The sequence below is a fragment of the Rhizobium album genome (genome assembly GCF_003122325.1).
Classification (GTDB): domain Bacteria; phylum Pseudomonadota; class Alphaproteobacteria; order Rhizobiales; family Rhizobiaceae; genus Metarhizobium; species Metarhizobium album.
Genome location: NZ_QFBC01000002.1, coordinates 494,920 through 514,348, shown reverse-complemented (window position 1 = coordinate 514,348; position 19,429 = coordinate 494,920). Strand labels below are relative to the sequence as shown.

Genomic DNA, 19,429 nt, shown 5'->3' with positions numbered 1-19,429 from the left:
ATAGCATTGGGAAAAAGCAGCGAAAAGCTGCGGGGAACAAGAATGAGGGAAAGCACGCACCCGGCGGTAGTCGAGTCGTTTCGTGCTTTGCAGGGGACGGTGTCTCTTGACCTCGTTTGAAATTCCATTTCAGAGTTAAACCAATAAGACGCATGAAAAGCTTCATCCGGGCCGGCTTTGGGTAAGACCGTCTTTGCTTTCCCGATGAAAGAAAATGCAGAATGCCCGCCGTCCATGCAGGGCGGTGTGCCGGGGAACGACATGAAAAGCTGGTTGAACTGGAAAGAGATGAATCAGGAGCGGATCGTGCTTTTGATCGCGATCCTGATTTTTATCGTCGCCTCTTTCACCCTGCCGGGCTTCTTCACGCCGGACAATATTGTTGCCATCGTCCGTTCCGTTTCGGTGCTCGGCATCCTGGCGCTCGGCATGGCGATCGTCGTCATCGGCCGTGGCATCGATCTTTCGGCCGTCGCCATCATGGCCATGTCGGTTGCCTGGTATCTGCAACTCCTGAACGACGGCATGGCAGACGGCGCCGCCTTCCTGCTGGTGATCTCCGGCGTGCTGGCGATCGGCCTGCTCAACGGCTTCCTTGTCGCCTACGCCGAAGTGCCGGCGATCTTCGTGACGCTGGCGAGCGGCTCCTTCGTCTTCGGCTACGTGCGGTCGCAACTCATCGCCCAGGATGCCGTGCCGGTGCCTTTAGGCCACTGGATGCAGCTTTTCGGCGGCGTGCGTTATTTCGACATTCCGGTGGAAGTGTTCATCTTCGCTGCGCTCGCCTTCCTGATCTTTCTGTTCCTGCGCTACACCAAGTGGGGACGCTACGTCTATTTTGCCGGCGACAATCCGGTTTCGGCCCGCAATGCCGGCATGCCGGTGCGGCCGATGCTGGTGCTGCGCTACGTCATTTCGGCGCTGATTGCCTTCATTGCCGGCCTGCTCACGGCCGCCAGCCTGCATTCGATCAATACCCGTGTCGTCAACTCGACGCTGCTCTACGACATCGTGCTGGTGGCGGTCATCGGCGGCATCGGGCTGTCCGGCGGCAAGGGCGGGGTGCGCAACGTGCTGTTCGGCGCGGCGCTGATCGGCATCATGCTCAACGCCATGACGATCATCGATATTCCATTGATCTACCAGAGCCTGATCAAGTCGTCGATCCTGCTCGCGGCGATCATCATCGACGGCTTTTTGAATCCGCGCGATGAACAGACGGCGCAGCAGGGCGACATTTGAAACAGTGCCGCGCCCCTGCGGCGCGGTGCCCGAAAGATTGTTTACCCACCAACCGCAACAGGGGATTGCCATGAAATATTTGCCTACGCTTCTGGCGGCAGCCGCCGCGCTTTCCGCCTCCTTCTTCGCCACGGCGCCACAGGCGGCGGACGATCCCTCGCCAGCCGTCTACGCCGAGGCGCTGAAGGGCAAGCGCATCGTCCTGGTGCCGATGGCCATGGGTTTCGACCTGGCCCAGGGATGGACGGCGATCCTGCAGCGTGAAGTCGATGCCTTCGGTGGCATCCTGGAAACCCGCGATCCGAACTGGAGCGTCGAGGCCGGCGCCCAGGCGATCACCGAGGTGATCTCGTCCGAAACCAAGCCGGACGTGCTGATCATCATGTCGTTCGACCTGAACTCCTACTCCAAGCTGATGAAGCGGGCGCAGGCGGAAGGCATCTATGTCGTGCTCATCGACAATCCGGCGAACTTCAAGCCCGACGCCTATGTCGGCAGCGACTGGACGCAGCTCGGCCGCCTGGAAGCGGAAGCCGTGGTCAAGGGTTGCGGCCCGAATTCGTCGAAGAAGATCGGCCTCGTGCAGGGCGACCAGGTCAACGCCACCAGTCTTTACCAGTATGCCGGCATCATGGACGTGCTGGCGAAATATCCGGATTTCCAGGTCGTCGCCAAGCCGGATTCCAACTGGGATGCCACGACGTCGCGCAACGTGACCACGACCATGCTGCAGCAGAACCCCGACATTTGCGGCATCATCGACTTCTGGGATGGTGACGCGACCGGTGCAGCGGCTGCGATCCGCGATGCCGGCAAGCAGGACCAGGTCTTCCTCGTCACGACGGGCGGCGGCGAAAAGGCGGCCGATTGCGACCGTATCGCCGACGGCACCTATGGCGCCGTGGTCATGACGGACCTTGCGCAGGAAACCCACAACATGGTGGCGATCATCAAGTACCTGCTGCAGAGCGGCCAGGCCCCCGGCACGTCGTCGCCCTTCATCTACACGCTGCTGAAGGCGACCACGAAGGAAAACCTCCGCCCCGACAGCTGCTGGGATCTGAAGGCCCTGCAGGCGGACGTGGCAGCGAAGTAAGGCTTTTGGCCGCGCAGAACGAGCGTTGCTTGTGGAATGAGGGTGCGCCTTGCCCCCTTCTCCCGCGCGGGGAGAAGGGTCCGCAGGACGCAGCGGGATGAGGGGTGCCACACGGCAGACCCTGTCCTCTTGACCCCCCTCATCCGACCCTTCGGGCCACCATCTCCCCGATGGGGAGAAGGGCAAGCGGCGACAAAATACGACATGTCCTCTCCCTTTGACGGGGAGGGGCCGAGGCAAGGGGCGGCTGCCCAAGCCACCACCACATCCACAATCTAGGCCCGACCGATGACCTTCCGCGAACGCCTGCAAGCCTGGCGCTACAATCTTATTCCCGATCACCTGGTGGGCGAAATCCTCACCAAGCGCTGGACGGACAACGCCATCCCCTTTCTGGTGCTGGTGGTCACGGTGGCCTCCTTCGGGGCATCGATCCCCGGCTTCTTCAAGCCCTATTCGCTGCAGGAATCGACCCGCCAGCTCGGTGAGTTCTCGGTCGTCGTTACCGGCCTGACCGTCGTCATGCTCGGCGGCGGCATCGACCTGTCGGTCGGATCGATCTTCGCGCTGGCCACGTTCGCGGCCGTCTCGACCTTCTTCATCTTCGAGATGCCGGTCTGGGTGGCGCTTGTGGCCGCACTCGCCACCGGCATCGTCTGCGGCGCGATCAACGGTTATCTCGTCGGTTTCCTGCGCCTGCGCGCCTTCCTCACCACGCTGGTCACCTTCATCATCGGCCGGGCGATCTTCGATATCCTGGTGGTCAATTACGGCGCCGACATCCAGACGTCGATGGCCTCGTCCGATGCCTGGGATTTCATCGGCGACGGCACGGTCTTCGGCTTTTCGATCCCCGTCATCACCGCCATTGTCATCGCGGTCATCACCCATGTCGCGCTTACCCGTTCGCGGCCCGGATGGCATGTGCTGGCCGTCGGCGGCTCCAGGCGCTCGGCGCACAACGCCGGCATCCGCGTCAAACGCACCGTCTTCCTCACCTATGTCTTCTCCGGCCTCTGCGCCTCGATTGCCGGCTTCCTCATCGCCACAAGGCTTTCCGGCGCCGGTCCCGGCACCGGCCTCAACCTCGAAATCCTGGCGTTGACGGCGGCCGTGGTCGGCGGCAATTCGCTGGGCGGCGGCCGTGGCTCTGTGGTCAAGGGTCTGATGGGGGCGATCATCGTGCTGGTGATGACCAACGGCCTTATCCGCCTTGGATATGGCACCGGCACCAACCAGATGGTGCTCGGCATCATGCTCGCCGTCGCCGTCACCATCGATATCCGCTGGCTGAAGAACCGCCACAAGGTGCTGAACGAGGTCTACGTCGCCCCGGTCTACCTGAAGATGGGCGAGACGCAATCGGCGCTGCCCGGCTCCGGCACTGCCTATGCCCTCGACAATCGCCTGTCGGAAGCCGATCACATCGGTCTCGGTGAGCTGGAAGGCCCGGAGGACGTCATCCTCGATCGCAACGACCACCTCTATTGCGGCACCCGCCACGGCGAGATCGTCCGCTTCTTCGCGCCGGATTACACGCGCTCTGAGGTCTTCGCCCATGTCGGCGGCTTCCCGCTCGGGCTGGCCTTCGACAGGCACGAAAACCTCATCAGCTGCGTCGGTGCCATGGGCCTCTATTCCATCTCGCCCGACCGCGAGGTGAAAAAGCTCTCGGCGGAAACGGCGCGCTCCTGGACCTCCGTCGTCGACGATGCCCGGTTGCGCGATCCGAACGACTGCGACATCGCCCCCGACGGCCGCATCTATTTCACCGACAGCACCAAGCGTTACGACGCGCACGACTGGGCGCTCGATTCGATCGAGAACCGCGCCACCGGCCGCCTGCTGGTCTACGATCCCAAGGACGGCTCGACGAAGACGCTGCTCGACGGCTATCGTTATCTCAACGGCGTGTGCATGGCGCATGACGGCAAGTCGCTGTTCGTCGCCGAAAGCTGGGCATGCCGCGTCCACCGTTACTGGCTGGAAGGCCCGAAGGCCGGCACGGCCGAATGCGTCATCAAGGACATGCCGGGCTATCCCGACAACATCAACCGCGCCTCCGGCGGCCATTACTGGATGGCATGGCTCGGCATGCGCACGCCGAGCTTCGACCTGTCGCTGCGCCACCCCGGCATGCGCAAGCGCATGACCCGCCGCCTGCCGCAGGACGAATGGCTGTTCCCCAACATCAACACCGGCGGCGTGGTGAAATTCAACGACAAGGGCGAAATCGTCGAGACGCTCGGCGACCTGTCCGGCAACGCCCACCCGATGGTCACCTCCATGCGCGAGCACAAGGGTCAATTGTTCATCGGCGGCATCCTCAACAACCGCGTCGGTCGCTACAAGATCGCCGGCGCTGACGAAAGCTGGACCGGACCCGCCTCCTATTGGGGAGGCGCACAATGATCCTCGACCCGATCCTCGATTATTTCCGCGGCAAGGCGGTGACGATCCCGCCACTCGACGGCGCCTTCCGCCCGAACACCCGCCTGGACGATGCTCATGCCTTCGTGGCGCTGACGGAGGCCGACAACCTCGCGTTCCGCAACGGCACGCTCATCGCGTCCAGCGGCAATGCCGTCTATACGCTGACGGCAGGCACGGAACCTGCCGTTCTCGAAAGCTTCCCGTCGCCGGTCACCGCGCTTGCCGTCTCCCCCGCCGGCGAACTCGCCGTGGCCCTCGAAACCGGCAAGCTTTTCGTCGGTGGCAAGGAAGTCGCGCTACCCTCCGCTATCCGTTGCATCACTGCGCTGGCTTATGGCGCTGACGGCGCACTCGTCCTCGCCAATGGCTCGGCAAAACACGCCCCGTCCGCCTGGGCGGCCGACCTGATGGAAAAGGGCGCCTCCGGCTCCGTCTGGAAACGCGAGGCCGCCGGCGGTGACTTCCGCGAGATCGCCTCCGGCCTTGCTTTCCCCTACGGCCTGCATCCGGTTGCAGACGGTTTCGTCGTCAGCGAAAGCTGGCGCCACCGCCTGCTCAGGATCAGCGGCAGCGGCGCACCGAAAACGGTCATCGACAAGCTGCCCGGTTATCCCGCCCGCCTGTCGCCGGCGGAAGATGGCGGCGTCTGGCTGTCGCTGTTTGCGCCGCGCAACCGCCTCATCGAATTCGTGCTGCAGGAAACCCATTACCGGCTGGACATGATGGCGGAAGTGCCGCGCGACAGCTGGATTGCGCCGTCGCTCTCTTCCGGCCGCAGTTTCCTGGAGCCGCTGCAATGCGGCGGCATCCGCACCATGGGCATCCACAAACCCTGGTCGCCCAGCCGCTCCTACGGGCTGGTGGTCAAGCTCGATGCCGGCCTGCAGCCGCTCTTCGGCCTGCACAGCCGCGCCAACGGCACCCGCCACGGCACCACCAGCGCCGTGGAAAAGGACGACACGCTCTACGTCGCGTCGAAGGGCGGCGACAGCGTGCTTGCCATCGATATCGCCACTGCGGAGGGCCGCTGAGATGGAAACCATCGTTCGCCTGGAAGGCGTCACCAAGGCCTATCGCGGCGTGCCGGCGGTGAAGAACGTCACATTCGACCTGCGCAAGGGCGAGATCCACGCGCTGCTCGGCGAAAACGGTGCCGGTAAGTCGACACTGACCAAGGTCATCGCCGGCGTCGTCGAGGCGACATCGGGCACGATGATCCACCATGGCCGGGAAGTGTCCTACAAGACGCCCAACGAAGCGCTGGAAGCCGGCATCGCCATGGTGTTCCAGGAAACCAGCCTGGTGCCGTCGATGACGGTTGCCCAGAACCTTTATCTCGGTGCCGAAAAATTCCTGAACCGCCTGCGCGGCACCTACATCTCGGCACAGCAATTCCTGCAGTCGCTGAATTTCCCGGTGGATCCCACCGCCATGGTCGAGACGCTGGGTGCGGCCAAGAAGCAGATGGTGGAGATCGCCCGCGCCGTCCACCACAATGCCGAGATCATCATCTTCGACGAGCCGACCGCGACGCTGACGCCAGAGGAAAAGCGCCACTTCTTCGCGCTGGTGCGCCGTCTCAAGGCGCGTGGTGTCTCGATCGTCTTCATATCCCATGCGCTTGAAGAGGCGCTGATGATTTCCGATCGCATCACCATCCTGCGTGATGGCGAGCTGGTCGCTTCCGGTGAAACCAGGGAATTCGACCGCGAGAAAATCATCGCCGCCATGGTCGGCCGCACGCTCTCGGCCGAGCTTTACCGCCAGCGCGACGAGGCGAAGCTGCGCAAGCCCGGCCACAAGGTGCTGTCGGTGCAGGACATCTCGATGAGCAACATCGTGCGCAACAACTCCTTCTCGATCTTCGAAGGCCAGATCACCGGCGTCTTCGGCCTGATCGGTTCCGGACGTACCGAAACCTTCAAGGTGGTTGCCGGCATCTACAAGCGCGACTTCAATCGCGGCGGCACCATCGAGCTGGACGACAAGCCGGTGCGGTACTACGTGCCGCGCGAGGCGGTGAAGGACGGCATCGTCTATGTCACCGAGGATCGCAAGAGCGAGGGTTTCTTCGAAACCATGTCGATCGCCGAAAACATCTTTGGCGGCCTGCTTGCTGCCGGCCATGAAAAGGCCTGGGTGATCAACGCCGCCGAGATGCGGGCGCTGTCGGCCGAATGGACGAAGATGCTGAATATCCGCGCCATCAACGACAATGCCCGCGTCGTCGAGCTTTCGGGCGGCAACCAGCAGAAGGTGGTGATCGGCAAAGGCTTGGTGCAGCGCCCGCGCGTCGTCATCTTCGACGAACCGACCCGCGGTGTCGATGTCGGCGCCATCGCCGAGATCCACCAGATCATCAACCGGCTCGCCGACGAGGGCCTCGCCGTAGTGGTGATTTCTTCCTACCTGCCGGAGATCATGAACCTCTCCGACCGCATCCTCGTCTGCCGCCAGGGCCGTATCGTTGAAGAGTTTTCCCCCGCCGAGGCCACCGAGGAGAAGATCATGTATGCAGCGGTGCATTGAGGGCAGGCGAAACAATTGCGCTGCTGCTGCGGGCGGGGTATTCCAGACAGAACGGAAAAGAGGAGACCCAATCCATGGCGACCGTAAAACTGTGGACCGATGCCGAGGCGGACGCACATCCAGAGGTGAAGGCCGTCTTCGACGATATCCGCGCCACGCGCAAATCGGATTTCGTCAACAATTTCTGGCGCGGCCTCGCCAATGATCCGGCGCATCTCAAGCGCATCTGGGGCCAGCTGAAGGAGATCATGGTCGCCGAAAGCACGATCGATCCGCTGACGAAGGAGATGGTTTACATCGCCGTTTCGGTCGCCAACGGCTGCTCCTACTGCATTCATTCCCATACGGCCGCCGCCAAGGCCAAGGGCATGACGGATGCCCAGCACGGCGAACTCCTATCGATCATCGGTCTTGCCGGCCAGACCAATCACCTGGTCACGGCGATGCAAATTCCCGTCGATGCGCAGTTCGAGGTCAAGGGCTGAGATTTTTCTCTCCTGATCTTGCAAAAATAATCTCCCCCTGTCGGATCGGCAGGATCCAGTCCGTCCTTGGATCGTTCATGCAAACAACCGAGAAGGATCACGATCATGCCGAGCACCATCAAACTGCACCGTGTCCTGGCAACCAGCCCGGAAAAGGTCTACCGCGCGTTCCTTGAGGCGGATGCGATGGCGAAGTGGCTGCCGCCGAACGGTTTTGCCTGCACCGTGCATCATTTCGAGCCGAAGGTCGGCGGCACGTTCAAGATGTCCTTCCGCAATTTCACCACCGGCAACAGCCACGCCTTCGGCGGCGAATATCTGGAACTCGTTCCCGGCGAACGCCTGCGCTATGTCGACAGGTTCGACGATCCCAATCTGCCCGGCGAGATGGAAGTCGTGGTGACCTTGAAGAAGGTGTCCGTCGGCACCGAGGTGGAGATCACCCAGGCGGGCATACCGGACGTCATTCCACCGGAAGCCTGCTATCTTGGCTGGCAGGAATCGTTGCGAAACCTTGCCAAGCTCGTCGAGCCGGACATCCAGGAATAAGACGTCCGCAGCCGGATCGGGATCGCTCGATCTGGCCAGTTTTCTCATCCGCACACAGTCTGCCGCGGCGTCGCGTGGCGCCGGCAACGCTTGACGGCGGATCCGTTATTATGTAGATCGGTCTACATAATAACGGAGTTTCGATCTCATGGCGAACCGGGTTCCCGCCCGTGATCGGCTGCTGCGGGCGGCAGCCGAGCTTTTTTATGCCGAAGGCGTGGCCGCGACCGGCATCGATGCGATCACCGCCCGGGCGGGCGTGGCGAAGATGAGTCTCTACAACAATTTCTCGTCCAAGGCCGACTTGCTGGTCGCTTATCTCGAAAGGCGGTGCGTCGAGTGGCATGCGCTTCTGCAGGCGCGGTTGAACGAGGCGTTGACGCCGAAGGACCGGGTGCTGGCCGTGTTCGATTCCTATGTCGATCATGCTGACATGGCCTACGAATGGGGATTTCGCGGCTGCGGGCTTCTCAATGCCGCGGCCGAACTGGCGGTCGATGATCCCGCCCGGGCCATCGTCGCGGCGCAGAAGGAGGAGGTGCAGCAATTGTTCCGGCACTACCTCGATGCCTTGCGCCCCGGGGATGCCGAGTGCGGCGAGATGGCCGAGCACCTGTCGTTTCTTCTGGAAGGCGCGATGTCGCGGGCGGGCCTGGACGGGCATGACCAGCGATTGAAGACCGCCCGCAGGATGGCCGCATCCATGCTTGACCGGTTCGAGGCCGACGGCCAATGACAAGAACCCTCGCGACGTCATTGCGCCCCGGCAACGGGCTGATGGGCCTTGCGCTCCTCGTGCTGATCCAGGCCGCGCTGGTGATCTGCTGGAGCGCCGGTTTCATCGGCATTCGTTTCGCCAGCGATCATGCGCCGATCTTTCTCATCCTCCTGTGGCGCAGTCTGGTCTCGGGCATGGTGCTGTTGCCTTTCGCCCTGACGATCGGGCCGCGGTTGCGCTGGAAAGACGTTCTGCCGCAGGTGCTGTTCGGTGCCTTGGCGATGGCGGCCTACCTGGGCGCCTTCTCCTTCGCCATCTCCCTCGGTGTTCCGACCGGCCTCGTGGCGCTGATCACCGACATGTTGCCGCTGATGGTCGCTGCTCTCTCCTGGCCGATGCTGGGCCAGATGCTGACCGGGCGGCAATGGATCGGTTCCTTCGTCGGGCTGGTGGGGGTGCTCATCGCCTCCGGCTGGTCGGTCAGCATCGCCGACGTGCCGCTCTGGGCCTATGCCCTGCCCATCCTCGGCACGCTGTCGCTGGCGGTAGCTGTGCTGCTGCAGAAGCGCAGCCCGGCAGGCGCCATGCCAATCCATCAGAGCCTGTGCATCCAGTGCCTGTCGGCGGCGGTCATCTTCTCCGTTTTTGCCTGGCGGGAGGGCGGTGTCGCGCCGATCCTCGAAATCGGTTTTGTCGGCGGCATTCTCTGGCTTGTGTTTGTCGCCACCATCGGTGCCTGGAGCCTCTATTACCTTGCGCTGCGCCGGTCGTCTCCGGCGCAGGTGACGGCGGTGCTGTATCTCAGCCCGCCGGTGGTGATGATCTGGGCCTGGATCATGTTCGACGAGCCGCTGACCTGGGCGATGGCCTTCGGCATGCTGGTTTCGCTGGCGGGCATCGTCATCGTTGCCCGGTCGCCCAAACGCGGGTCGGTAAAAAAGCGGCTGGACGAGGCGCTGGCGCACAGCGCCTGAACATGCGAAAGGGGCTTTCCCGGCGGCCCCCAAGCAGCGCCGCCGACGGGCAGCGCAGGGGCATTCCATGAGACATATCCTCGTCGTCGGCATCGGTTCCGGCAATCCCGAACACATGACCATCCAGGCGATCAACGCGCTCAACAGCGCCGACGTCCTGTTCCTGCCGACCAAGGGGGCGAAGAAAGCGGAACTGGCCGATATCCGCCGCGACATCGTCGCCCGCTACGTCACCAATCCCGAAAGCCGCACGGTGGACTATGCCGTGCCCGTCCGCCGCACCGAAGGCCAGAGCTACATGCAGGGCGTCGACGAGTGGCATGCGGCAATTGCCGAGATCCACGAGGCGATGTTCCGCACCGAACTCGGCGAGCATGGCACCGGCGCCTTCCTGGTCTGGGGCGATCCGATGCTCTACGACAGCACCATCCGCATCCTGGAGCGGGTCGGCCGGCGCGGCAATGTCGCCTTCGATTACAGCGTCATTCCCGGCATCACCAGCGTCCAGGCGCTGTGTGCCAGCCACCGCATCCCGCTCAACCTCGTCGGCCAACCGGTGGTGATCACCACCGGCCGGCGGCTGGCGGACAGTTTTCCCGATATCGTCGAAACCGCCGTGGTGATGCTCGACGGCGAGCAGGCGTTCCAGCGTATCGAGGATCCGGATGCGATGATCTACTGGGGCGCCTATCTCGGCACGCCGGACGAGATCGTCATCAGCGGCCGGCTGTCGGAGGTGAAGGAAAAGATCCTCGCCACCCGCGCCGACGCCCGCACCCGCCACGGCTGGATCATGGATATCTATCTGCTGCAGAAAGGCACGGATTTCGAGGAATAGGACCCAGCATCGGTTCCCCTCTTCTCCCCTCGGGGAGAAGATGCCCGAAGGGCAGATGAGAGGGCTTGCTCCGCGGCTGCATGGTGCCACCCGCCACCGCGCAGGGCGCAAAGCAGATCATGCAGGTCGCGTCTTTGATTTCTCGCAAGGCCCGCCGCCGTGTTATGGTTCAGCCTGAGATGATGAACGCGCCGAAAATATCGCCGATCGCCTGCAGCCCGCTTCCCGTCCCCTCGGCCCGCCGCGGCGCCTGCCCGTCGCTCGATGCGCCGATGGCGACCGGCGACGGCCTGCTGGTGCGCCTGCGCCCGCTCGACGGCAGCCTGACGCCCCGTCAGTTTGCCGCCATCGCCGCTGCAGCGAAAGCGTTCGGCAACGGCCTGCTGGAGGTCACCGCCCGCGGCAACCTGCAGGTCCGCGGCCTCGATGCCGAAACGGCGCCGGCTTTTGCGCAAACCATCCTGTCGATGGACATGCCGCTGTCCTCCGGGGTGGCGATCGAAACCCCGCCGCTCGCCGGCATTGATCCCGGCGAAATCCTCGATCCCCGTCCGCTTGCCGATGCGCTGCGGCAGGCGATCGAAATGCATGTGCCGCCGCTGCGGCTTGCCCCGAAACTCTCGATCACCGTCGATGCCGGCGGCCGTTTTCACCTCGGCGGCATCGTTGCCGATATCCGCCTGTCCGCTGAGCGCCGGGCGGATGGGGCTGCAATGTGGCGCCTGTCGCTTGCGGGCAATGCCCGCACGGCTCGTCCGGTGGCGCTTCTGGCTGGGGAGCAGGTCATCGACGCGGTCATTGCCCTGCTGCGCACCCTCGATGCCCTCGGCCCCGCCGCCCGTGGCCGCAATCTCGACGGTGAGGCCTGGCGCCGCCACTTTGCCTTCCCGCCTGCCGGCGACGAAGACATTGAGGCGCCCGCACCGCTTCCCGTCGGCATCCATGCCTTCGATCCGGGCCAGCCCATCCTCGGGGTCGGCTTGTCCTTCTGCCAGATCGAAGCTCCGGTCCTCACCGCTTTCCTCGCGGAGATGGAAAAACTGGGCGCCGGCGAAATCCGCTTGGCGCCGGAACACGGCTTTTTCCTCATCGGCATCGCGCCCGAAACGATCGGCGAGGCGCTTTCGCTTGCCGCCGCCCATGGCCTGCGCACCTCGGCAACGGATCCGGCAAATGCCATCGCCCTCTGCGCCGGGGCGCGCGGCTGCGCCTCGGCATTTTTCGATACGCATGCGCTCGCCCGCACCGTCATCGCCGAAGCGCCGTCGCTGCTCGACGGCTCGTTGACGCTGCATCTTTCCGGCTGTCCGAAAGGCTGCGCCCATCCTGCCGCGGCGGGCCTGACGCTGACGGCAGCGCCAACAGGCTACGGACTTGTCGTAAATGGCTCCGCATCGGGCTCGCCAGATGCTTACATCGCTGCTAAGGACGTCACTTCCGCCTTCCGGCGGCTTGCCGCGCTGGTCGATGCCGGGCGGCGGCCGGGCGAGACGGCGGCGGCCAGCCTCGAACGGCTGGGTGCGGGAGCGATCGGGCAAGGGCTGCAACGGGACTGGGAATGACAGATTACGACTATATCCGCGAAGGTGACGCCATTTACGAGCGCTCCTTTGCCATCATCCGCGCCGAAGCCGATCTCAAGCGTTTCTCCGATGAACAAGCGGATATCGCCGTTCGTATGATCCATGCCTGTGGCCTCGTCGAGGCGGCGCAGCATTTCGTCTTCTCGCCGGATTTCGTGTCTGCTGCCCGCGGCGCGCTGAAAGCCGGGGCGCCGATCTTCTGCGATGCGCAGATGGTGGCGCATGGCATCACCCGCGCCCGCCTGCCGGCCGGCAACGAGGTGATCTGCACGCTCAGCGATCCGCAGACGGCCGTACTCGCCAAGGAAATCGGCAATACCCGTTCTGCGGCTGCTTTAAAACTTTGGGTCGAGCGGCTTGCCGGCTCGGTGGTCGCCATTGGCAATGCGCCGACAGCACTCTTCTACCTCCTCGAACTGCTGCGCGACGGTGCGCCGAAACCGGCGGCGATCATCGGCATGCCGGTCGGCTTCGTCGGTGCGGCCGAATCGAAGGATGCGCTGGCGGAACATTCCTACGGCGTGCCTTATGCCATCGTCCGCGGCCGCCTCGGCGGCAGCGCCATGACGGCGGCGACGATCAACGCCCTGTCGAGGCCGGGCCTTTGAGCGCCGTGGCTTACGGACGCCTCATCGGCGTCGGCACCGGCCCCGGCGATCCGGATCTCCTGACGGTCAAGGCGATCCGTGCACTGGAAAGCGCCGACGTGCTCGCCTATTTCGCCAAGGAAGGCCGCCGCGGCAATGGCCGCGCCGTGGTTGACGGGCTGTTGAAGCCCGGCATGCCGGAACTGCCGCTCTATTATCCGGTCACCACCGAGATCGACAAGAACGAGGACGGCTATAAAAGCCAGATCACCGATTTTTACGATGCCTCGGCGGCAGCCGTCGCCAGCCATCTGGAAGCCGGCCGCACGGTCGCCATCCTCAGCGAAGGCGATCCGCTGTTCTACGGCTCCTACATGCATCTGCATGTGCGGCTCGCCTCGCGTTTTGCGGCGGAAGTCATTCCCGGCATCACGGCGATGTCCGGCTGCTGGTCGATGGCCGGGCTGCCGATCGTCCAGGGTGACGACGTGCTGTCCGTACTGCCCGGCACCATGCCGGAGGCCGAACTGGTGCGCCGTCTCGGCGATACCGAGGCTGCGGTCATCATGAAGGTCGGCCGCAACCTGCCGAAAATCCGCCGGGCGCTCGCCGCCGCCGGCAAGCTCGGCCAGGCTGTCTACGTCGAGCGCGGCACGATGGCGAATGCCGCCATGGTGCCGCTCGCCGAAAAGGCGGATGACGAGGCGCCCTATTTCTCGCTGGTGCTGGTCGCCGGCTGGAAGGACCGGCCATGAGCGGAGTGCTGTATGTCGTCGGCACCGGCCCCGGCAATGCCGGGCAGATGACGCCGGAGGCCTTGAGCGCCGTTGCCGCCGCCACGGAATTTTTCGGCTACGGTCCCTATCTCGACCGCCTGTCGCTGCGCCCCGACCAGCGGCGCATCGCTTCCGACAACCGCGAGGAACTGGATCGCGCCCAGGCCGCGCTGACGCGGGCCGCGGCGGGAGAGAAGGTCTGTGTCGTCTCCGGCGGCGATCCCGGCGTCTTCGCCATGGCGGCTGCCGTCTGCGAAGCCATCGACAAGGGTCCGGCTGAATGGCGGCAGGTGGAGCTTGTGGTGACGCCGGGCGTGACCGCCATGCTGGCGGTCGCCGCCCGCATCGGCGCGCCGCTCGGCCATGATTTCTGTGCCATCTCGCTCTCCGACAACCTGAAACCCTGGGACGTCATCACCAGGCGGCTGCGGCTGATGGCGGAAGCCGGCATGGTGATCGCGCTTTACAATCCCATCAGCAAGGCGCGGCCCTGGCAACTCGGCGAAGCCTTTTCTCTGCTGCGCGAGGTTCTGCCCGGCACGGTGCCGGTGATCTTCGGCCGCGCCGCCGGCCGGCCGGACGAGCGCCTCCTGGTCATGCCGCTTGCCGAGGCCGATGCAAACCGCGCCGACATGGCGACCTGCGTCATCATCGGCTCGCCGGAAACGCGAATCGTTGCCCGCGAGGGACAATCCGACCTCGTCTACACGCCGCGCTTCTATGCCGGAGGCAACACGTGAGCGATGCGTTCGAGCGCCGCTTCCGCGTCGGCGACCGACAGGATGTCGGGCGCGACCTGCCGCTCGATCATCACCACCGGTTTGCCCAGAATGCGCGCGGCGGCGATCTTGCCGTAGGTGGCGCTGCCGCCGCTGTTCTTGGCGACGATCACATCGATGCGCCGCTCTTCGAGCAGCCGGCGCTCGTCCGCCTCGTGGAACGGCCCGGTCGCCAGGATGTATTCCGCCTGCGGCACGTCGAGCGGAGGCACCACGGGATCGACGCTGCGCACGACATAAGCGTGCTGCGGCGCGCGGCTGAAGGTGAAAGCCTCCTGCCGGCCGATCGCCAGGAACACCCGGCGCGGTGCCGTGCCCAGGGTATCGACGGCCGTTTCGATACTCTCGACGCTCTCCCACAGGTCGCCCTCGACCCGTTCCCAGGCGGGGCGGCGAAGCGCGAAGACCGGCACGCCGGTTTCCCTGGCCGCTTGCGCGGCATTGGCGGAAATCCTGTTGGCGAAGGGATGGGTTGCGTCGATCAGCAGGTCGATTTGCTGGGCGCGAAGATACTGCGCCAGCCCTTCGGCGCCGCCAAAACCGCCACTTCTCACCGCCAGCGGCAGGGCACGCGGCTCGGCCGTGCGGCCGGCAAGCGACAGCGTCGCCTCATAGACGGGATGGCCGGCCAGGCGTTCGGCAAGCTGCCGGGCCTCCGTGGTGCCGCCGAGAAGAAGAATGCGGTGTCTGCCCATGCCTGATCCCATCCATGCCCCGTCCGTTTCCGAACGCTGGCTCACCATTATCGGCATCGGCGAGGATGGTCCAGCCGGCCTCGGCGATGCCGCCAAGGCGGCGATTGCCGCCGCCGGCCTGGTTTTCGGCGGTACCCGCCACCTGGAGCTGGCCGCTCCGCTGATCGCCGGCGAGACGCAGGCCTGGCTCAGCCCCTTCGAAAAGTCGGTCGAGGCCGTCGTCGCCCGCCGCGGCAGATCCACCGTGGTGCTCGCCTCCGGCGACCCCTTCTTCTTCGGCGTCGGCGCCACGCTGTCGCGGCGCATCGACCCGGCAGAGATGGTCGTCATTCCCGCACCCTCCTCGTTCAGCCTTGCTGCGTCCCGTCTCGGCTGGCCGCTGCAGGAGGTGACGGTGGTTTCTCTGCATGGCCGGCCTGTCGACCTCATCCGTCCGCACCTGCAGCCGGGCCGCCGCGTGCTGGCCCTGACCTCGGACGACAAAGGCCCGGCCGTCCTTGCCCGCCTGCTTTGCGAAAGCGGTTTTGGCGGTTCGCGGCTGACGGTACTGGAAGCGCTTGGCGGAGAGCAGGAACGGCTGACCCGGCATGTCGCCGCGCATTTTTCCGACGATGTTTTTCACGCGCTCAATGTTTGCGGTGTCGAGGTGGCGGCGGGCGAAGGCGCAAGAATCCTGCCGCTCGCCAGCGGCCTGGACGATGCGCTATTCGAACATGACGGCCAGATCACCAAGCGGGAGATCCGGGCGCTGACGCTCTCGGCGCTCGCCCCGCGCAAAGGCGAGCTTCTCTGGGATATCGGCGGCGGTTCCGGATCGATCGGCATCGAATGGATGCTCCGAGACCCCGCCATGCGCGCCATTGCCATCGAACAGGCGCCGGACCGGGCCGCACGGATCGGCCGCAACGCGGCGATGTTCGGCGTGCCGGGCCTCGCCGTCGTCGAGGGGCAGGCGCCGCAGGCGCTTGCCGGGCTTGCGGCCCCGGATGCGATCTTCATCGGCGGTGGCGGCAGCGAGGAGGGCGTCATGGATGCGGCCATCGCTGCACTGAGGCCGGGCGGCCGTCTGGTCGCCAATGCCGTGACGATCGAGATGGAGGCGGTGCTGCTGGCACAGCATGCGCGCCTCGGCGGCACGCTGGTGCGCATCGACATTGCCCGCGCAGGCCCCGTCGGCAGCATGACCGGCTGGCGGCCGGCCATGCCGGTGACGCAATGGAGCTGGGTGAAATCATGACCGGAGCGGAAACGGGAGCTTTTTTCGTAGGAGCAGGGTTTTCGCCTATGGAATGAGAGGGTGCGCCCTGCCTCCTTCTCCCCGCTGGGAGAAAGGGAAGGCGGCATAGGTCGACACCCTGCCCGCCAGGGGTGGCAAGGTCGGTAATTTTTGTCAGCGCGGCGCCATCCATCGGCTGGTCGCGGTATGATCGAGGGATAGGACATGACTGTACATTTCATCGGGGCAGGGCCGGGGGCGGCCGATCTCATCACCGTTCGCGGCCGGGATCTGATCGGCAAATGCCCCGTCTGCCTGTATGCCGGTTCGCTGGTTTCGCCGGAGCTTCTGCAATATTGCCCGCCCGGCGCCCGCATCGTCGATACCGCGCCGATGTCGCTGGACGAGATCGAGGCGGAATTCGCCGGGGCGGCGGAAGCCGGCGAGGATGTAGCCCGGCTGCATTCCGGCGATCTTTCGGTCTGGAGCGCCGTTGCCGAGCAGATCCGCCGCCTCGAAAAACGCGGCCTCGACTACACCATGACCCCCGGCGTGCCGGCTTTTGCGGCCGCCGCCTCGGCGCTTGGGCGCGAGCTGACCATCCCTTCCGTCGCCCAGAGCCTCGTGCTGACCCGCGTGTCCGGCCGGGCGTCGCCGATGCCGAACCGCGAGACGCTGCAGGCGTTCGGCGCCAGCGGCTCGACGCTGGCCATTCATCTGGCCATTCATGCGCTGGATCAGGTGGTGGCGGAGCTGACGCCGCTCTACGGCGCGGACTGCCCCGTCGCCATCGTCGTCAAGGCAAGCTGGCCGGACGAACGGATTGTCCGCGGCACGCTGGCTGACATCGCCGCCAGGGTGGCGGAAGACCCGATCGAGCGCACCGCGCTGATTTTCGTCGGGCCCGGCCTTGCCGCCAGCGATTTCCGTGAAAGCGCCCTCTACGATCCTGCCTACCAGCGCCGTTTTCGCGGTCGGCAGGAATAAAAGAGCCGCCTGCTGACAACGCCGTTTCCAGCGCAACCGGTCGAGATTGCCCAGGGTTTTACGCGGGCGTCTGCGACCGGCAGTCCGCCTACAGTATGCCTGAGAGCAGGCCGACGCCCGCCAGCGCGGCGACGCCGCCGGCCGAACGGACGACGATCGGCCCCTTGATCTCGCCGAGCCGGCCGATCAGGGCGCCGGTGCCGAGACCCGCGACATGCAGCAAGGCGGTGGCCAGCATGAAGCCGAGCGCATAATCCATGCCGCTCGCATCCGCCGGCATTTCGGCGCCGTGCGCGTAACCGTGGAAGATCGCGAAAAGGCCGACGATGCCGGCTGCCGCCGCCAGCGAGGCGCGCAGGCCGAAGGCCACCAGGCCGCCGAGGATGACCACCGACAGCGCGATCCCGGTTTCGACGAACGGTACGGGTATGGCCGAAATGCCGAGTGCACCGCCGCCGGCCATCAGCGCCACAAAACTCGCGGGCACCGCCCAGAGCGCCTTGCCGCCGAGTTGCCGGGCGAAGACGCCGACCATCACCATCGCCAGGATGTGATCCAGCCCGCCGACCGGATGCATGAACCCATGCATGAAGCCGCTCGCCTCGCCGACGCCGGTATGCGCGAAAGCGAGCGCCGGCGTGAGAAAGGCCGCCGCGGCGGCAATGGTGAACGGGATGAATTTTCTGGCCATGATGCGTCCCCTTGCTGGCGGAGGCGCCGATGATGCGGACGACCTCCTTCAGTGTGGAGTTTTGGCATATCCGGCGCCGGGAGAAAATGCCGGAAGTTTTCGACTACGTCATTTGACGTATATCGGCCAGGGCCGGCGACTGCCGCTCAGCCGGCGATCTCCGAAACCTTAACGGCCCGGCCTTCCCTCACCGATTTCAACGCCGCCTCCGCCAGCACCAGCGCCGCCAGGCCGTCCTTGCCGCCCGGATGCGGCTCGGTGCCCTTTTCCACCGCATCGATGAAGGCGGAGATTTCCGCGGCATAGGCGGAGGTGTAGCGGGTCATGAAGAAATCGTGCAGCGGCGGGCGGGTGTAACCGTCGGCATTGGCGATCTCGATGGAGACCGGGCGCTGGTTTTCAGCCGAAACCGCGCCCTTCGAGCCGTGCACCTCGATGCGCTGGTCGTAGCCGTAGCTGGCGCGGCGCGAGTTGGAGATGACGCACTGCCTGCCGCTCGCCGTCGTCAGGATGACGCTGGCGCTGTCGTAGTCGCCGGCGGTGCCGATGGCCGGATCGACCAGCACGGCGGCGGAGGCCATGACGCTGTCGATCTCCTCGCCCAGTAGGAAGCGGGCCATGTCGAAGTCATGGATGGTCATGTCGCGAAAGATGCCGCCGGAGACTTTGATGTATTCCTGCGGCGGCGGGCCGGGGTCGCGGCTGGTGATCGTCACCATCTCGACCTCGCCGATGCGGCCGTCGTCGATGGCGGCGCGCACCGCGCCGAAATGCGGGTCGAAACGGCGGTTGAAGCCGACCATCAGCTTGCCCGAGACACTTTCCACCACCTTGAGGCAGGCCTTGACCCGGGTGACGTCGAGATCGATCGGCTTTTCGCAGAAGATCGCCTTGCCGGCCTTGGCGAACCGCTCGATCAGGTCGGCATGGGTGTTGGTCGGCGTGCAGATGATCACCGCATCGACATCGGTCGATGTCTCGATCTCCTCGATGCTGCGGACCGCGCAACCGACTTGCGCCGCAATCGCTTGTGCCGCGTCGGCGATGGCATCGGCGACGGCGACCAGTTTCGCGCGCGGGTCCGAGGTTATGGCGCGGGCGTGGACCTTGCCGATGCGGCCGGCGCCCAACAGTGCAAAACGAAATGCCATCTCTGGTCTCTCCTCCCGGATGTGCGGCATACGCACGGCGCGCATGCGACGGCTTGCTCTTCCAACCGATATCCTCCATGCGGGGAGCGATGGTTTCTTG

19 protein-coding genes are annotated in these 19,429 nt (G+C 65.0%); 16 read left to right on the top strand and 3 right to left on the bottom strand.

The window, feature by feature from the left end:
- The first annotated feature begins 261 nt into the window (after window positions 1-261).
- From DEM27_RS06720 to DEM27_RS06655, 14 genes are all read left to right on the top strand, one after another.
- A complete protein-coding gene (locus tag DEM27_RS06720; RefSeq protein WP_109457703.1) occupies window positions 262-1,242 on the top strand; it encodes an ABC transporter permease in 981 nt (326 codons plus the stop codon).
- Window positions 1,243-1,312: 70 nt separating this feature from the next.
- Window positions 1,313-2,338 (top strand): sugar ABC transporter substrate-binding protein, encoded by a 1,026-nt coding sequence (locus DEM27_RS06715; RefSeq protein ID WP_109457425.1) that lies wholly within the window; start codon window positions 1,313-1,315, stop codon window positions 2,336-2,338.
- A gap of 288 nt (window positions 2,339-2,626) precedes the next feature.
- Window positions 2,627-4,750: an ABC transporter permease gene (locus tag DEM27_RS06710; protein ID WP_109457424.1), complete on the top strand. Its 2,124-nt coding sequence runs from the start codon at window positions 2,627-2,629 to the stop codon at window positions 4,748-4,750.
- Window positions 4,747-5,802 (top strand): SMP-30/gluconolactonase/LRE family protein, encoded by a 1,056-nt coding sequence (locus DEM27_RS06705; protein ID WP_109457423.1) that lies wholly within the window; start codon window positions 4,747-4,749, stop codon window positions 5,800-5,802. Before DEM27_RS06710 ends, DEM27_RS06705 begins: the two co-directional genes overlap by 4 nt.
- 1 nt (window position 5,803) lies before the next feature.
- Window positions 5,804-7,300, top strand: a complete 1,497-nt coding sequence (locus DEM27_RS06700) for a sugar ABC transporter ATP-binding protein (protein ID WP_109457422.1) — start codon at window positions 5,804-5,806, stop codon at window positions 7,298-7,300.
- 74 nt (window positions 7,301-7,374) lie between these two features.
- Entirely contained in the window at window positions 7,375-7,785 is a 411-nt protein-coding gene (locus DEM27_RS06695; protein WP_109457421.1) for a carboxymuconolactone decarboxylase family protein, read from the top strand.
- Between the two features lie 105 nt (window positions 7,786-7,890).
- Window positions 7,891-8,334, top strand: coding sequence for an SRPBCC family protein (locus tag DEM27_RS06690; protein WP_109457420.1), 444 nt, complete (start codon window positions 7,891-7,893; stop codon window positions 8,332-8,334).
- 148 nt (window positions 8,335-8,482) lie between these two features.
- A complete protein-coding gene (locus DEM27_RS06685) occupies window positions 8,483-9,070 on the top strand; it encodes a TetR/AcrR family transcriptional regulator (protein WP_109457419.1) in 588 nt (195 codons plus the stop codon).
- The gene (locus tag DEM27_RS06680; protein WP_109457418.1) at window positions 9,067-10,026 is read left to right on the top strand and encodes a DMT family transporter; all 960 of its coding nucleotides are present in this window, start codon (window positions 9,067-9,069) and stop codon (window positions 10,024-10,026) included. The genes DEM27_RS06685 and DEM27_RS06680 overlap by 4 nt, the downstream gene beginning before the upstream one ends.
- A gap of 67 nt (window positions 10,027-10,093) precedes the next feature.
- Entirely contained in the window at window positions 10,094-10,864 is a 771-nt protein-coding gene (gene cobF, locus DEM27_RS06675) for a precorrin-6A synthase (deacetylating) (RefSeq protein ID WP_109457417.1), read from the top strand.
- Between the two features lie 182 nt (window positions 10,865-11,046).
- Window positions 11,047-12,426 carry a precorrin-3B synthase gene (gene cobG / locus DEM27_RS06670; protein ID WP_109457702.1) on the top strand — a complete coding sequence of 460 codons (1,380 nt, stop codon included), beginning with the start codon at window positions 11,047-11,049 and terminating at the stop codon, window positions 12,424-12,426.
- Entirely contained in the window at window positions 12,423-13,055 is a 633-nt protein-coding gene (locus DEM27_RS06665) for a precorrin-8X methylmutase (RefSeq protein ID WP_109457416.1), read from the top strand. The genes cobG and DEM27_RS06665 overlap by 4 nt, the downstream gene beginning before the upstream one ends.
- Complete coding sequence (locus DEM27_RS06660) at window positions 13,052-13,789, top strand: precorrin-2 C(20)-methyltransferase (RefSeq protein WP_109457415.1); 738 nt, start codon at window positions 13,052-13,054, stop codon at window positions 13,787-13,789. The genes DEM27_RS06665 and DEM27_RS06660 overlap by 4 nt, the downstream gene beginning before the upstream one ends.
- A complete protein-coding gene (locus DEM27_RS06655) occupies window positions 13,786-14,550 on the top strand; it encodes a precorrin-3B C(17)-methyltransferase (RefSeq protein ID WP_109457414.1) in 765 nt (254 codons plus the stop codon). Before DEM27_RS06660 ends, DEM27_RS06655 begins: the two co-directional genes overlap by 4 nt.
- On the opposite strand, the gene DEM27_RS06650 is transcribed toward DEM27_RS06655, so the two are convergent.
- Window positions 14,529-15,284, bottom strand: a complete 756-nt coding sequence (locus DEM27_RS06650; RefSeq protein WP_109457413.1) for a cobalt-precorrin-6A reductase — start codon at window positions 15,282-15,284, stop codon at window positions 14,529-14,531. The genes DEM27_RS06655 and DEM27_RS06650 overlap by 22 nt on opposite strands.
- On the opposite strand from DEM27_RS06650, the gene cbiE reads away from it, so the two are divergent.
- Window positions 15,268-16,521 carry a precorrin-6y C5,15-methyltransferase (decarboxylating) subunit CbiE gene (gene cbiE / locus DEM27_RS06645; protein WP_109457412.1) on the top strand — a complete coding sequence of 418 codons (1,254 nt, stop codon included), beginning with the start codon at window positions 15,268-15,270 and terminating at the stop codon, window positions 16,519-16,521. The genes DEM27_RS06650 and cbiE overlap by 17 nt on opposite strands.
- 204 nt (window positions 16,522-16,725) lie before the next feature.
- Entirely contained in the window at window positions 16,726-17,487 is a 762-nt protein-coding gene (gene cobM, locus DEM27_RS06640) for a precorrin-4 C(11)-methyltransferase (protein WP_109457411.1), read from the top strand.
- Between the two features lie 88 nt (window positions 17,488-17,575).
- Here cobM and DEM27_RS06635 read toward each other — a convergent pair whose 3' ends face one another.
- Both DEM27_RS06635 and iolG read right to left on the bottom strand, forming a co-directional pair.
- A complete protein-coding gene (locus tag DEM27_RS06635; RefSeq protein WP_109457410.1) occupies window positions 17,576-18,178 on the bottom strand; it encodes a HupE/UreJ family protein in 603 nt (200 codons plus the stop codon).
- 146 nt (window positions 18,179-18,324) lie between these two features.
- A complete protein-coding gene (gene iolG, locus DEM27_RS06630) occupies window positions 18,325-19,329 on the bottom strand; it encodes an inositol 2-dehydrogenase (protein WP_109457409.1) in 1,005 nt (334 codons plus the stop codon).
- Window positions 19,330-19,429: the final 100 nt, after the last annotated feature.